At 43.4% G+C, this 15,777-nt stretch carries 10 protein-coding genes; 6 read left to right on the forward strand and 4 right to left on the reverse strand.

Features of this window, described 5'->3' with window-relative positions:
- Positions 1-108: 108 nt before the first annotated feature.
- From proC to C6347_RS11935, 3 genes are read left to right on the forward strand one after another with little or no spacing between them, the layout of a single operon-like run.
- Positions 109-906 (forward strand): pyrroline-5-carboxylate reductase, encoded by a 798-nt coding sequence (gene proC / locus C6347_RS11925; protein WP_066030788.1) that lies wholly within the window; start codon positions 109-111, stop codon positions 904-906.
- Between the two features lie 27 nt (positions 907-933).
- Positions 934-2,052, forward strand: coding sequence for a glutamate 5-kinase (proB, locus tag C6347_RS11930; RefSeq protein ID WP_106071664.1), 1,119 nt, complete (start codon positions 934-936; stop codon positions 2,050-2,052).
- An 18-nt stretch (positions 2,053-2,070) separates the two neighbouring features.
- Complete coding sequence (locus C6347_RS11935) at positions 2,071-3,339, forward strand: glutamate-5-semialdehyde dehydrogenase (RefSeq protein WP_066030789.1); 1,269 nt, start codon at positions 2,071-2,073, stop codon at positions 3,337-3,339.
- A gap of 63 nt (positions 3,340-3,402) precedes the next feature.
- Here the strand turns inward: C6347_RS11935 and C6347_RS11940 are convergent, their stop codons facing one another.
- Positions 3,403-3,972 carry a GNAT family N-acetyltransferase gene (locus C6347_RS11940; protein ID WP_060596523.1) on the reverse strand — a complete coding sequence of 190 codons (570 nt, stop codon included), beginning with the start codon at positions 3,970-3,972 and terminating at the stop codon, positions 3,403-3,405.
- 90 nt (positions 3,973-4,062) lie between these two features.
- Between C6347_RS11940 and C6347_RS11945 the strand changes: the two genes are divergently transcribed.
- A complete protein-coding gene (locus C6347_RS11945; protein ID WP_060596522.1) occupies positions 4,063-4,884 on the forward strand; it encodes a MerR family transcriptional regulator in 822 nt (273 codons plus the stop codon).
- 49 nt (positions 4,885-4,933) lie between these two features.
- Here C6347_RS11945 and C6347_RS11950 read toward each other — a convergent pair whose 3' ends face one another.
- The 3 genes from C6347_RS11950 to gltC form a co-directional block, all read right to left on the reverse strand.
- The gene (locus C6347_RS11950) at positions 4,934-6,763 is read right to left on the reverse strand and encodes an ABC transporter ATP-binding protein (RefSeq protein ID WP_060596521.1); all 1,830 of its coding nucleotides are present in this window, start codon (positions 6,761-6,763) and stop codon (positions 4,934-4,936) included.
- Positions 6,760-8,493, reverse strand: coding sequence for an ABC transporter ATP-binding protein (locus tag C6347_RS11955; protein WP_060596520.1), 1,734 nt, complete (start codon positions 8,491-8,493; stop codon positions 6,760-6,762). The genes C6347_RS11950 and C6347_RS11955 overlap by 4 nt, the downstream gene beginning before the upstream one ends.
- 94 nt (positions 8,494-8,587) lie before the next feature.
- Positions 8,588-9,490 carry a glutamate biosynthesis transcriptional regulator GltC gene (gltC, locus tag C6347_RS11960; protein ID WP_034660886.1) on the reverse strand — a complete coding sequence of 301 codons (903 nt, stop codon included), beginning with the start codon at positions 9,488-9,490 and terminating at the stop codon, positions 8,588-8,590.
- A 153-nt stretch (positions 9,491-9,643) separates the two neighbouring features.
- On the opposite strand from gltC, the gene gltB reads away from it, so the two are divergent.
- The gene (gltB, locus tag C6347_RS11965) at positions 9,644-14,215 is read left to right on the forward strand and encodes a glutamate synthase large subunit (protein WP_106071665.1); all 4,572 of its coding nucleotides are present in this window, start codon (positions 9,644-9,646) and stop codon (positions 14,213-14,215) included.
- A gap of 16 nt (positions 14,216-14,231) precedes the next feature.
- On the forward strand, positions 14,232-15,716 hold the full coding sequence (gene gltD, locus C6347_RS11970) for a glutamate synthase small subunit (protein WP_060596518.1): 1,485 nt from the start codon (positions 14,232-14,234) through the stop codon (positions 15,714-15,716).
- Positions 15,717-15,777 lie beyond the last annotated feature (61 nt).

Below are 15,777 nucleotides of genomic sequence, written 5' to 3' on the forward strand. Positions count from 1 at the left end.
TCATCATGTTACGATAACTAACGTGTGAAAAACACGAACAAAAAGCGAACAAGGGAGAGGATCCATATCATTGATCAAAAGAAAGTTGCTTTCATTGGAGCAGGCTCTATGGCGGAAGGAATGATTGCAGGGATTGTGCGATCAGGACAGATGCCGCTAGGCCAAATTTACGCAACAAACAGACAAAATCAACATCGATTGAATGAACTAACGAAACGATACGGAATACAAACAGCCACAATGGATTCTTTTCCTTTTGAAGAAATGGATATGTTGATCCTGGCCATGAAGCCAAAGGATGCTGAAACAGCACTTGAATCGTTAAAACCTCATATTCAGAGAGACCAGCTGATCATGTCTGTCCTTGCAGGCGTTAAGCAATCATATATTGAAAATATGCTGCATGAAGGGCAGCCTGTTATGAGGGTGATGCCCAATACGTCAAGTACGATTGGGGCTTCAGCGACCGCTTTATGTGCTGGACGTTATGTGAAAGACGACCATATCAGCATGAGTCAGGCTCTTTTATCTGAAATGGGCGAAGTCTATACCATTCAGGAAGAGCAAATGGATATTTTCACTGGAATTGCCGGAAGCGGCCCAGCCTATTTTTATTTCTTAATGGAGAGAATCGAAGAAGCAGGAGAAGAAGCAGGTTTATCTAAGGAATTGTCTCGTCAAATTGGCGCGCAGACACTTCTCGGTGCTGCGAAAATGCTGCAAGAAACAGAAGAAGACCCTTCTACTCTAAGAGAGAAAATTACGTCACCAAATGGAACAACGGCTGCTGGATTGAATGCATTAGATGATTTTGGCGGTGGAGAAGCGATCAAGCAGGCCGTCAAACATGCTGCTAATCGATCAAAAGAGATCAGCAATCAGCAAAAACAAAAAGTATCTATATAAATAGAGCTCAGGTACAGGAGTGATAAGGTGTACGCAGATAAAGAGAGAAAACGAATTGTTGTGAAAATCGGAAGCAGCTCGCTTACTAGCTTTCAAGGGGAGATTAGTTTAAAAAAACTAGAAAACCTCGTCAATCAAATTGTGAAACTCAAAGATGCAGGACACGAAGTCATTTTGGTTTCATCTGGTGCGGTTGCAGCTGGTTACCGAAAACTAGGATTTATCGATAGACCCAAAACACTGCCGGAAAAACAGGCATCTGCCTCAATTGGGCAAGGCCTTTTAATGGAATCATATTCTACTTTATTTTTATCACACGGTTATATTGCCTCACAGCTTTTAATCACAAGAAGTGATTTTTCAGATGAAACGCGCTATCAAAATGTACGCAACACGATGAATGTGTTATTAGATCGAGGCATCATCCCAATTATTAATGAAAATGACACAGTGACGATCAATCGGCTGAAGTTCGGAGATAACGATACATTGTCTGCAAAAGTAGCTGGATTGATTGATGCGGATTTCCTTGCCATTTTATCTGATATTGATGGCTTGTATGAAGATAACCCGCATACAAACCCAAATGCAAAGAGAATTCTTGAAGTCACAGACATCACAGAAGACATCGAAGCAGCGGCTGGAGATGCAGGCAGCAGTGTGGGCACAGGCGGAATGAAATCAAAGCTCGATGCGTTTAAAATTTCCATGGCCGCTGGCATCAATGGCTTTTTAGGAAAAGCGGATACGCCTCACATTTTAGATAAAGCGATCAATGGGACAGAGGACGGCACTTATTTTACGGCTGATGAAAATTTAGCTCCGCTGAATTACAAGAAGCAGTGGATTGCCTTTCATTCTGGACCAAAAGGCGAGATCGTTGTTCAAAAAAAATCACAGGAGCACCTCATGCACCGCGAGAAAAGCCTTGATTCCGATGGCATTGTCAATGTAAAGGGTTCGTTTAAAAAAGGCGATGTCGTCCGTATTTTTGATCAAGATGGTAGAGAAATAGGGCTTGGTATTGTGAATTACCCAGCTGACGAACTTGCACTGAGCAGTGACTCGTTACAGGATGAAGTAGTTCATGTCGTCGATCTTGAAGCGTTTGTTTGTCATTTAGAATTATCGATACCAGTTTGCTAACCAAAAGGGAGGAATTCCATGACACTGACAGCTGAAGTTGTCACATCGGTCAAAGAAAAAGCAAAAAAAGCAAAGCACGTTTCAAAAAAACTAGGTTTACTTCATACAGAGGATAAAAACGAGGCGCTGCTTAAACTAGCAGAAGCGTTAGAACAAAAAAGCACCTTCATTTTACAGGAGAACCAAAAGGATGTAGATGCCGGGAAGGAAAAGGGCTTCTCAGAGGCACTCTTGGATCGTTTAATGTTAAATGAAGAAAGAATTCATGAGTTTGCGGAAAGCTTACGGCTTGTGACGAGATTAACAGATCCTGTTGGAGAAATATTGGATGAATGGACTCTTGAAAACGGCTTGCACGTGAAAAGCCGAAGAGTACCGCTCGGCGTGATCGGGATGATCTATGAAGCGAGACCGAACGTCACTGTCGATGCAGCAGGGCTTGCCCTCAAGGCAGGCAACGCAGTGATTTTAAAAGGCGGTTCCTCCGCTATTTCTTCCAACAAAGCCATTGTCCGTGTCATTCATGAAACATTAGATCAAACAAAGATTCCGCGTGATGCGGTGCAATTGATTGAACAAACAGACCGTTCATCGGTTCAAGCGATGTTCCATCTAAAAGAATGGATCGATGTCTTAATTCCGCGAGGGGGAGCTTCTTTAATCAAAACAGTGGTTGAACAATCCACTATTCCCGTCCTTGAAACAGGGACAGGAAACTGCCATGTCTTTATTGATCAAACAGCCAATGTAAAAAAAGCCATTGAGATTGTCATCAATGCAAAAACGAATCGTCCGGCTGTATGTAATGCACTTGAGACGCTGATCATCCATCGCGATTGGCTGAAAGAGAATGCGGCATCATTGAATGAAGCCCTGCTGGAGCACCATGTCACCGTACATGGTGACGAGGCAGCATTGTCTCATTTTTCAAACGCCATTCCTGCTGAGGAAGTGGACTGGACAGATGAGTATTTAAGTCTTGATCTTGCAGTAAAGGTAGTCGATTCAATCGAGGAAGCCATACACCATATTGATCAGTACGGTACAAAACATTCAGAAGCCATCGTGACAGAAGATGAAAAGCAGGCACTCACGTTTTTAAACGCAGTCGATGCGGCGGCGGTTTATCATAACGCATCTACCCGCTTTACAGACGGCGGCGCACTTGGATATGGGGCTGAAATTGGCATCTCCACTCAAAAACTGCATGCAAGAGGTCCAATGGGACTTCCTGCACTCACGACAACGAAGCTGCTTCTATCTGGCGATGGCCAGATTAGAGGCTAGAAGAGATGCAAAAAACACTACCTTTTTTATGGGGTAGTGTTTTTTAGTGTATGATGAAGATTTTCATTTGCTAGAGCAAGTTTTCTTCATGACTTTCTCAAATTTAAAGAATTCAAATTCCTCAGGTGCTGAAAGCTCATTTTCTTGATCATCTGCATGAGGTGCGTTCGGATCTGGATGTTTCATGTGATAAAATTCAACAATTTGAAAGCCGCACTTATTGACATAAAAATGAATGTTGCGTTTTTCAAAATAGGGGGTCACAACCTCCCAAACAATCGTTTCTGGATATTGCGCCTCGATGGCTTTCCATGCTGCCTGACCAATGCCTTTTCCGTGTGAGGATGAAGAGATGTATAACAGGTCAACTGAGTTGCGCTGTGTCTCTTGATTGATTTTGATGACAACGCCGCCTGCCTTTTCACCATTTAGCATAATATGATAAACAATGTGTTCATTTGATTGAAAAGATTCATCAATCACTTCATCTGGAGGAATCGGTCCATCATGCGCATCGCCAAATGCGTCGATCACGCCAGCTGTAAAAGCTTTCTGCAGCTCTTTTTTCATAAAAGGGAAATCCTCTTTATTTGCATGTGCTAATGTCACTTCATGTTGAGTTATGTTGTTCATATTTTTATCCTTTCCCAGCGTAGTGGTGGTTCTGCATGTTATCATGATAAAGGGTGGAGTAACTCCATAGTCAAGAGAGGAGCCTTAATCATGATCAATGATGTGCAAAAAACGTTTTTCACTGGAGAATTTGCCAAGCTATTTGATGTAAAAAAAGATACCCTGTTTTATTACGATAAAATTGATTTATTTAAGCCAGCTGGTGTCCATGAAAATGGGTACCGTTACTATACACTCGAGCAATTTGATCATTTTATAGCGATTCAATCCCTTCGAGCTGTTCAATTTCCGATAAAAGAGTTAAAACAATATTTTACAGAGCCTTCCCGCGAAAGGCTTCAAAGCCTAGCAGCCGAACAAATAGAAAAGGTCAAACAAGAGATTGAAAAACTTCAAGATATCCAGTCTTTTCTTATGCGGGTGATGGAGACGACGCAAGAACTATCATCTATAAAAATAGGGGAGGTTCAGTTTCAAGAGATGCCAGAAGAACCTGTTGTATTAAGTGCATCGAACCCAATTGACATGAATACATCCGTAGAAGAAATATCACGTATTGTTGGAAAATTTCTAAAGGGAATTGGTATAAAAGGTGCTGCGGCAAATGGTGCTGTCTTAAAAAAGGAGCAGTTTCTTCAGCGTCACTATCATCAGTCAGATCGGCTGTTTTGCCGAATGGAAGCGCCGGGAGCAGTTAAAAAACCTGCCGGCCTCTATGCGGTGATGTATGATCAAGGATCATATGAGGAGATTGAATCTGCTTATTCGCGCTTGTTAGATGAAATCGAGAAAGAGGAAATGATGCTGGATGGAGATGTATTTGAGGAGTATTTGCTTCATTCACTCATGTCTAAAGATGAAGCAGAGTATATAACGAAACTCAGTGTAAAAGTGAAAAAGCGAGCTGATTAACAAAAAAGAGGATAGACCGCATGAGCGCGTGTCTATCCTCTCTTTATATTTAACCCACTTGATTCTCCGAAAATTGGCTCATATATAAGTCTGCATAAAAGCCTTTTTGTTTCAAGAGTTCACTGTGCGTTCCTTTTTCAATGATGGTGCCATCTTTCATGACTAGAATAAGGTCTGCATCCTTGATCGTCGACAGCCTGTGTGCAATGACGAAGCTCGTTCTGCCTTTCATCAATTCATTCATCGCTTTTTGAATGTGCATCTCTGTCCGTGTATCCACACTGCTCGTCGCTTCATCTAATATCAAGATCTTTGGATCAGATAAAATCGCACGGGCGATGGTTAACAGCTGGCGCTGACCTTGGGACAGGTTGCCGGCATCTTCTGTTAAGAGTGTGTCATATCCGTCTGGTAGTGTGCGGATGAAGTCATCAGCATAAGCATGTTTGGCGGCTTTGATGACATCCTCTTTTGAGACGTTCTGCCTGCCATAGGCAATATTGTCGTGAATCGTTCCTTCAAAAAGCCACGTATCCTGAAGAACCATCGCAAATAAGTCGCGTACTTGCTGACGGCTGAGGTCAGTTGTTTTGACGCCGCCGATGCGGATAGAGCCTTGATCTAATTCGTAGAAACGCATTAAAAGATTGATGATGGTTGTTTTTCCAGCGCCTGTTGGTCCGACAATAGCAACCGTTTGACCTTCTTGCACATCTAAAGTCAAATCTTTAATAATCGGATGGTCTTTTTCATATCCAAATTGAACTTGTTCAAAGCTCACATCGCCTGAAAGTGATTCAAGATCAATTGCTGCATCTTCCTCGGCACTTTCTTCTTCCTCATCGAGGATTTCAAATACCCTTTCAGCAGAAGCAATCGCTGATTGAACCAAGTTGGCGACGCTTGATGCTTGCACGAGCGGTTGAGACATTTGCTGCGTGTATTGGATAAACGCCTGCACATCTCCGACACGAATATTCCCATTAATGACAAGAATACCGCCGGCTACACTGACTGCCACATAGCCAAGGTTCCCGATAAACGTCATCAGTGGCATCATTAAACCAGAAATGAACTGCGCTTTCCTCGATGATTCATACAGCTGTTCGTTTAATTGATCAAATGTATCAATCGCTTTCTTTTCGTAGCCATACGCTCGAACCGTTTGATGCCCTGAGAACATTTCATTAATATGTCCGTTGATCATCCCGAGCTCTTTTTGCTGCGCTTTAAAATGCTTTTGAGAAAATGACGTGATGCCGCGAATCGCAAACAGGCTGAGCGGCAGCGTTAAACAAACAAGCAAGGTAAGCAGCGGACTAATCAATAGCATCATGACGACAATCCCAATGACCGTAATGACAGATGTAATCACTTGGGTGAGTGCCTGCTGAAGCGATGTATTAATATTATCGATATCATTCATCACACGGCTCAGCGTGTCCCCATGGGTTGTTTTATCAAAATACCGAAGGGGGAGACGTGTGAGCTTGTCATTTGCTTCTTGCCGTAATTCAGCAATGGTCTGTTGGGAGACACCCGCCATCACATATTGCTGAACGAATGAAAAGAGAGAGGCAATGACATATAGCGCGACAAGCAGTAATAAAATACGTGAAATGACATCAAATTGAACAGCTGTTCCTTGAGTAAAGCTGTCAAACAGGGAAGAGGTGGCATCCCCTAGCAGCTTTGGACTAATGACGTTAAAGACGGTTGAACCGATCGCTGCAATGAAGACAATGATCAATTGAATTTTCCTCGGTTTTAAATAACCAATCAAACGAAGCAGTGTTTTCTTAAATTCCTTCGGTTTTGCGACAGGTCCTCTAGGGTGGCCGCCTTTATGGCCCATGCCGGAAGACATTTTCTTACTCATCCTCGCTCCACCTCCTGACCTTCCTGGGATGCAACAATCTCTTGATAGACAAGATTGTCCTTCAGTAATTGTTCATGTGTTCCGATACCTGCGATTTTCCCATCATCTAGTACGATGATTTTATCACTATGCTTCACTGTGCTGATTCTTTGCGCCACAATGATGAGGGCTGCATGTGCTTTTTCGGCTTCTAATGATGCCCGAAGCTTCGCATCTGTTTTGTAATCAAGTGCTGAGAAACTATCGTCAAACAGATAAAATGACGGCTTTCTCACTAGCGCTCTTGCAATAGAAAGACGCTGCTTTTGACCGCCAGATAGATTCGATCCACCCTGGTCAATTTCCGCATTGATTCCGCCATCTTTTTGCAAAACAAATTCTTCTGCCTGCGCCGTTCGCAGCGCCTGCCAGACGTCTTCATCGCTTGCATCCTGCCTGCCAAAACGCACATTATCGGCAATGGTGCCGCTAAATAAAACCGCTTTTTGAGAGACATAGCCCATCTGGCTTCTTAGTTTCTCCTGAGGCAGCTCTCTAATGTCTACACCATCTAGTGTAATCCGGCCATCTGTTGCTTCATAAAAGCGTGTCATCAGCTGGAGAAGGGTGGTTTTCCCTGAACCTGTACTTCCGATAATAGCTGTCGTTTCGCCAGTTTTGGCTTCAAACGTAATGTCTTGAACTGCCGGTTTCTCAGCATTTGAGTAATAAAATGACACATCTTCAAAACGAATGGATTGGGCTGGCGCGCGCAGGTCAGTAACAGTTCCTTCATTGTCTTTAATCTTCGGTTCCATGTTCAACACTTCGTTCATGCGTTTAGCTGATGCTTGTGCTCTTGGAACCATAATAAAGCTCATCGACAGCATAATAAGTGCCATTAAAATCATCATCGCATATTGAATGAAAGCAATGAGATTCCCAACTTCCATCTCTCCGGCATCAATTCGGTTTGCACCTAGCCAGACAATGCCGATATTCGTGAAGTTCATGATGATCAGCATAAATGGAAACAAATAAGCCATTAATCGGTTGACTCTAAGGCCAGTATCCTTGTAGGATGTGTTGGCTTCTTGAAAACGCTCCTTTTCATCATCTACACGGTTAAAAGCACGAATGACCCGGATGCCTGAAAGAGATTCTCGCATAATTAAATTCAGCCGGTCTGTTTTCTTCTGAAGCTGGCCGAATAAAGGAATGGCTTTTCTCGATACCAAATAGATAAATCCGCCAAGAAGGGGAAGAGCTGCTAAAAAGATGAGAGACAGGACAGCATCTCGGGATACAGCCAAAATAATTCCGCCCACAAGCATGAGCGGTGCTCTCGTCATCATTTGTAAGATCATGATCGTGACATCTTGGACTTGTTTCACATCATTTGTTGATCTTGTAATAAAGGAAGACGTCCCGATCCTTTGAAATTCTTCTAGTGAAAATTGTTCGACATGCACAAACAGCTGTCTTCTCATATCACGCCCGAAGCCAAGTGCAGTCTTTGATGACAAGTAGGACTTCCAGATCGTGAGCAAGATGGCAAGTAAAGAACAGGCCACCATCCAGCCGCCAACCTTCCATATGTAAGCAATATCTCCTTGGACGATCCCGACATCGACGATATCTGCCGTAAGCGTCGGTAAATACAGCTGGAGCATGCTGCTTAAAAAGGTGAGGATAACAATGGACACAACGGACAGCCGATACGGCTTTAAAAACGATAAAATTGATTTCATACGAATACCTTTCTTCCATATAGTGTGTTGTTCTGTAACCCATCATATACAAAGAGGGATTATTTCCACAAATGAAATGTCCTGTTTTAATAAATTATTTATATTGTTCAATTTTAGAAAAGAAATCCTTCACGAACACATAAAAATCATGAGCAGAAGGTGACATTTCTCGTGACTTAGACGCAATAATTCCAACTGTTCTTCTCACTTGCGGAAAATCGATCGGAATTTTCGCTGTAAATCGCGGTGTGGTTTCATAAAAGGCGCTTTCGGGTAATAAGGTAACGCCCATACCCGCTGATACAAGACCTTTAATGGCGTCTAAATCCTCTCCTTCAGATGAAATGGTTGGCTTATAGCCTGCCTGCTTGCAAGCATCAACTGCAATTTGTCTCAGCACATACCCTTCAGGAAATAACACGAAATGATCCTTTCTTAAATCACTTAAATGAATACTCTTTTGTCCGCTAAAGGGGTGGCTAACCGGCAAAAGGGCATAAATGCTTTCTGAAAACAAAATATTTCCTTCTATTTGAGGATCGTTTGTCGGTACGGGTCCTAAAAAGGCGAGATCAATATCTCGATTTTTTACAGCTTCAATGAGAAATTTATAGGATCCTTGACGAAGTAAAAAATCGACCTCTGGATATTCCTGCTTAAAGGCGGAAATGACAGAAGGAAGCACTTGGCTTGCTAGACTTGTAGGAAAGCCGATATTCACCGTTCCTTTGTGCGGATCTAAGTATTCATCAATTTGCTCTTTCGCATAATCAATGGCTTTTAGTGCCGTTCTGACATGATCTAAAAATTGTCTGCCGATCTTCGTTAATTTGATATTTCGGCCTTCTCGTTCGAATAAGGCCACTCCAAGTTCTTCTTCTAAATTCGCAATCTGCCGGCTGATAGCAGATTGGGCGACATGTAAGTTTTCAGCCGCTTCTGACACGTGCTCACGGTCTGCGACTTCTACAAAATAACGTAACTGACGAAGCTCCATTTTTACACTTCACACCCATCTATCTCAAAAAGAGATTGTTTTGATCTAAATTATATATTGTTTATATTAATTTGAAAACTTAAAATAAGTTACAGAGTTTGTGAGATTTTATGACTGTGAAAAAACGGATCTTTTAAACGGGGGAGAGAAACGATGACTTATAATCAACTACCACAACCACAAGGTCTCTACCGTCCTGAATTTGAACATGATGCATGTGGAATCGGACTGTACGCTCATTTAAAAGGGGAAGCGACACACAGCATCGTCAAAAAGGGATTACAAATGCTGTGCCAGCTTGATCACCGCGGCGGGCAAGGCAGTGATCCGTATACAGGTGATGGTGCCGGCTTAATGGTACAGCTGCCAGACGCTTTCTTTAGAAAGAACTGCAAAGACTTTGCACTTCCTGAAAAGGGCCGTTACGGGGTAGGAATGGTCTTCTTTTCAAAAGAGGATGACGAGAAAACGCGTCAAGCCATCGAGCAAAAAATCAACGGATTCATTAAACAAGAAGGTCAAACATTAATTGGCTGGAGAACAGTCCCTGTCGATGCCGGGAAAATTGGTACTGTCGCAGCGAAGAGCTGTCCCGTTGTGAGGCAAGTCTTTATCGGGGCAAACGACAACATCACAGATCGTTTGTCATTTGAAAGAAAATTATATGTCATTCGTAAGCAGGCTGAGAACTGGGGAACAGCAGAGGAAAAGCAATTTTACTTTGTCAGCTTGTCGAGTCAAACCATTGTATACAAGGGGCTTTTAACATCAGATCAAGTCGATGCTTTTTATCTTGATCTTCAGGATGAAACATTTGTTTCTGCATTTTCACTTGTTCATTCACGATTTAGTACAAATACATTTCCTACATGGGAAAGAGCCCATCCAAACCGTTACTTGATTCACAACGGTGAAATCAACACATTAAGAGGAAACATCAATTGGATGAGAGCAAGAGAACAACAATTCGTATCTGAAGCTTTCGGAGACGATTTAGACAAGATTTTGCCAGTGCTGAATGCAGACGGAAGTGATTCATCCATTCTAGACAATGCCTTTGAATTCTTTGTGCTTGCAGGCCGTACACCTGCTCATACAGCGATGATGCTGATTCCAGAGCCTTGGACTGAAAACACGCACATGTCAAAAGAGAAACGGGCATTTTATGAATACCATAGTTCTCTCATGGAGCCGTGGGATGGACCAACAGCCATTTCCTTTACAGATGGTAAACAAATCGGTGCCATCTTAGACCGAAACGGATTAAGACCGGCAAGATATTACGTCACAAATGATGATCATATCATTTTCTCTTCTGAGGTCGGCGTGATCGACACAAATGAAAAGGATGTCAAATACAAAGACCGTCTCGAGCCGGGCAAAATGCTGTTAATCGATTTAGAAGAAGGACGAATTATTTCTGACGAAGAAGTGAAATCGACGATTGCGAATGAACTTCCTTATCAAAAATGGCTTGATGAAGAAATGGTTCATGTCAATCGCTCAGAAGAAAATTCAGAAAATTCTAGTATAATGGATGATTTATTGACTCGTCAGCGTGCGTTCCATTATACGTACGAAGACATTCAAAAATATTTAATTCCTTTACTAGAAGAAGGTAAAGACCCAATCGGTTCAATGGGAAGCGACACACCGCTTGCTGTGTTATCAGATCGTGCGCAGTCTCTGTTTCATTATTTCAAGCAGTTGTTTGCACAGGTGACGAACCCGCCGATTGATGCTATTCGTGAGCAGCTTGTGACATCTACCATGACTTGGTTGGGTGCTGAAGGAGATATTTTACATCCGAATGAATATTCATGCCGAAGAATTAAACTTTATACACCGGTCTTAACGAGTGGACAATTTAACGGCTTGAAAACGATTGTTCATAATGCCTTTAAAAGCAAAACGATTCATACTCTATTCACCGATGATTTAAAGCGCGGATTGGATGCGATGTTTGAAGAGGCGGAAAAAGCGATCCGCGAAGGCGTATCTTTATTAATCCTTTCAGATCGTGAAATGACAGAACAAAAAGTGCCGATTCCACCGCTTCTAGCGCTAAGTGCACTGCATCAGCATCTTGTACGCCAAGGCTTACGGACAAAGGTTAGTCTGATCGTTGAATCTGGAGAAGTCAGAGAGGTCCATCATTTTGCCGCACTGATTGGCTACGGAGCAGATGCGATCCATCCTTATCTTGTGTATGAAACGTACAAACAGTTGATTGCAGATGAAGCGATCTCTTTCAGCTTTGATGAAGCAGTCACAAAGTTTGGTAAAAGCGTGACCGAAGGTGTCGTCAAAGTCATGTCTAAAGTGGGAATTTCCACTGTGCAAAGCTATAGAGGAGCGCAAATCTTTGAAGCTGTCGGCATTAGTGAAGATGTCATTCAGGCGTATTTCACGGGAACAGCTTCTCAGCTTGGCGGGATTGATCTTGAGACCATTGCACACGAGGCAAAACTCCGTCATGAAGCAGGGTATCAGGCAGCGACTGACCAAACACTCGAATCAGGCAGTGATTTCCAGTGGAGAAAAAATGGAGAGCACCATGCCTTTAACCCAAAAACGATCCATACGCTTCAGTGGGCATGCCGCAATGAAGATTACGATCTATTTAAGCAATATACAAAGGCAGCGGACGAAGAAAGAATCGGCTTCCTCAGAAATTTATTTTCTTTCCAGCCAAAACAAAAGCCAGTTCGTCTGGAAGACGTTGAATCTGCTGAATCCATCGTGCGCCGATTCAAGACAGGTGCCATGTCATTTGGATCTTTAAGTAAAGAAGCGCACGAAGCGCTTGCGATTGCCATGAATCGAATTGGCGGTAAAAGTAACAGCGGAGAAGGCGGAGAAGATCCTGCACGCTTTACAGTTGATGAACGCGGCGATGATCGCAGAAGTGCGATTAAACAAATTGCTTCCGGACGCTTTGGCGTAAAGAGTCATTATTTGGTCAATGCAGATGAACTCCAAATTAAAATGGCGCAGGGAGCAAAACCTGGAGAAGGCGGACAGCTGCCAGGAAATAAAGTATACCCTTGGGTTGCCGATGTACGCGGCTCTACACCAGGCGTCGGATTGATTTCACCACCGCCGCATCATGATATTTATTCCATCGAGGATTTGGCGCAGCTGATCCATGATTTGAAAAACGCGAACCGTGATGCCCGCATCAGCGTCAAGCTTGTGTCTAAAGCCGGCGTTGGGACGATTGCAGCAGGTGTAGCAAAAGGGACGGCGGATGTCATTGTGATCAGTGGATACGATGGCGGCACAGGAGCTTCGCCGAAAACGAGTATTAAACACACAGGACTTCCTTGGGAGCTCGGTTTGGCAGAAGCACATCAAACCCTTGTGTTAAATGGTCTTCGCGAGAGAGTCGTTCTTGAAACGGACGGCAAGTTAATGACTGGACGCGATGTTGTCATGGCTGCGATTTTAGGAGCAGAAGAATACGGCTTTGCAACAGCTCCACTTGTCGTATTGGGCTGTGTGATGATGAGAGCATGTCATTTAGATACTTGCCCAGTCGGCGTCGCTACACAGAATCCAGAGCTTCGCAAAAAATTCATGGGGAACCCTGATCACATTGTGAATTTCATGATGTTTATTGCAGAGGAAGTAAGAGAAATCTTAGCGGAACTTGGCTTTACATCAATGGATGAATTAATTGGACGCACGGAAGTTCTAGGAGTCAGTGAACGAGCAAAAGCACACTGGAAAGCAGGGCAGCTAGACCTTGAAACACTGCTTTATCAGCCAGAAGGAGCTCGTACATTCAGAACACCGCAAAATCATAAAATTGATGAATCACTGGATATGAATGAAATCCTCCCTTATGTACAGGAAGCGCTGAATCATCAAACACCGGTTGATCTATCATTGAATATTCGCAATATCAACCGTGTGGCCGGAACCATTACTGGAAGTGAAGTGTCTAAGCGCTACGGGGAAGAAGGCTTGCCAGAGGATACGATCACACTAAGGTTCACTGGTTCCGCAGGACAAAGCTTCGGCGCATTTGCGCCAAAGGGCATGTCTCTCTATTTAACAGGTGATTCAAATGACTATATCGGCAAAGGACTCTCTGGAGGCAAAATTGCGGTCAAAACCTCTGATCACTTTGTACAAAATGGACATGAAAACGTCATTGTCGGAAACGTCGCATTCTACGGAGCGACAAGCGGAAAAGCCTTTATTAACGGTCGTGCAGGTGAGCGCTTTGCCGTTCGTAATTCAGGTGTGCATATGGTCGTTGAAGGAATCGGTGATCACGGCTGTGAATACATGACTGGCGGACGTGTCGTCATTTTAGGAGACGTCGGAAAAAACTTCGGCGCAGGCATGTCTGGCGGCGTAGCTTACGTCCGTACATCCGATGCGAAACAGTTCAAAAGAATGTGCAACATGGAAATGATCATGTTTGAAAAGCTCACAGATCATGAAGAAGAACAAGAAGTGAAACAGCTGATTAAAGAGCACCTTCATTATACAAACAGCTCAAAAGCATCGGCACTTCTAGAAAACTGGGCGCAAGAAAAGGATCAATTCATCAAAGTTATTCCGAGAAATTACAAAATGATGCTTCAAAGCATTGAAGAACAAAAACAAGCGGGCCTCAGTCATGAAGAAGCGGTCATGTTCGCCTTTGAAGCAAACACAAAACCGAAAAATCAAGAAACGGCAAACGGGCAAAAAGCAGCCCTCGCTCATTAAGAAAGGGGAGAGGACAATGGGCAAAGCAACAGGTTTTATGGATTATAAAAGAGAAAAGCCAAATGAACGTGACCCTCTCACTCGTCAAAATGACTGGAAAGAATATTCAGCTCCTTATACAGATGACGTATTGAAGAAGCAGGGCGCTAGATGTATGGATTGCGGCACACCGTTTTGTCAAATTGGGATGGAGATCAGGGGCGGCGTCTCAGGCTGCCCGATCTACAATTTAATTCCAGAATGGAATGACCTTGTGTACCGCGGGAGATGGAAAGAAGCGCTCGAAAGGCTGCAAAAAACAAATAATTTCCCTGAATTTACTGGGAGAGTATGTCCAGCACCTTGCGAAGGGTCATGTACAGTTGCCATCAATGATCCAGCCGTTTCGATTAAAAATATCGAACGCACGATCATTGATAAAGGCTTTGAAAATGGATGGATCACACCAAGAATTCCTTCAAGCCGTACAGGCAAGAAGATTGCCATTGTCGGCTCAGGGCCAGCAGGACTTGCAAGTGCGGATCAATTAAACCAAGCAGGCCACGCCGTAACAGTGTTCGAACGGTCTGACCGCCTTGGCGGGCTGCTGACATACGGCATTCCAAACATGAAGCTGGACAAAGAAGTGGTGGAGCGAAGAGTCAAACTGTTGAGACAAGAAGGCATTGATTTTGTAACGAACACAGAAATCGGCGTCGATGTCACTGCCGACGAACTGAAAGAACAGTTTGATGCGGTCATCCTTTGTACAGGTGCACAGAAGCAGCGTGACCTGTTGATTGAAGGCCGGGAAGCTAAAGGGATTCACCTTGCGATGGATTATTTAACCCTCGCAACAAAAAGCATGCTTGATTCAGGATTTAAAGACAAAAACTTCATTGATGCAAAAGGAAAAGACGTCATTGTCATTGGCGGGGGAGATACAGGTGCGGATTGCGTCGCAACTGCACTTCGCCAAAAAGCAAAAAGTGTTGTTCAGTTCGGGAAGCACCCAAAACTTCCGGATACACGTGTAGGGGATAACATGTGGCCTGAACAGCCTTACGTCTTCTCACTGGATTATGCTTATGAAGAAGCACAAGCAAAATTCGGAGAAGATCCGCGTCATTATTCCATTCAAACCACAAAAATTGTGGCAGACAAAAATGGGAAATTAAAAGAGCTTCATACCATTCAAATGGAAAAGGTGAAAAACGAACAGGGGAAGTTTGAATTTCATGAGATTCCAGGGACAGAAAAGGTATGGCCTGCTCAGCTAGTCTTTATTGCAATTGGTTTTGAGGGAACTGAACAGCCACTCGTGAAACACTTTGGCGTGGACAGCAAAAACAATCGCATTGACGCAAAGTATGGGGAGTATACAACAAATGTAGAAGGCGTATTTGCAGCGGGAGATGCAAGACGCGGGCAAAGCTTGATTGTCTGGGCGATTAATGAAGGCAGACAAGTGGCGCACGAGGTAGACCGTTATTTAATGGGGAGTTCGGTTCTGCCAAAATAGGTCATACAAAGGGTGTTTACACATATAAAGAAAAGCCATGGCCAAAGAGTGGTCATGGCTT

The organism is Bacillus sp. NMTD17 (genome assembly GCF_002998735.1).
In the GTDB taxonomy this organism is placed as follows: Bacteria; Bacillota; Bacilli; order Bacillales; family Bacillaceae; genus Bacillus.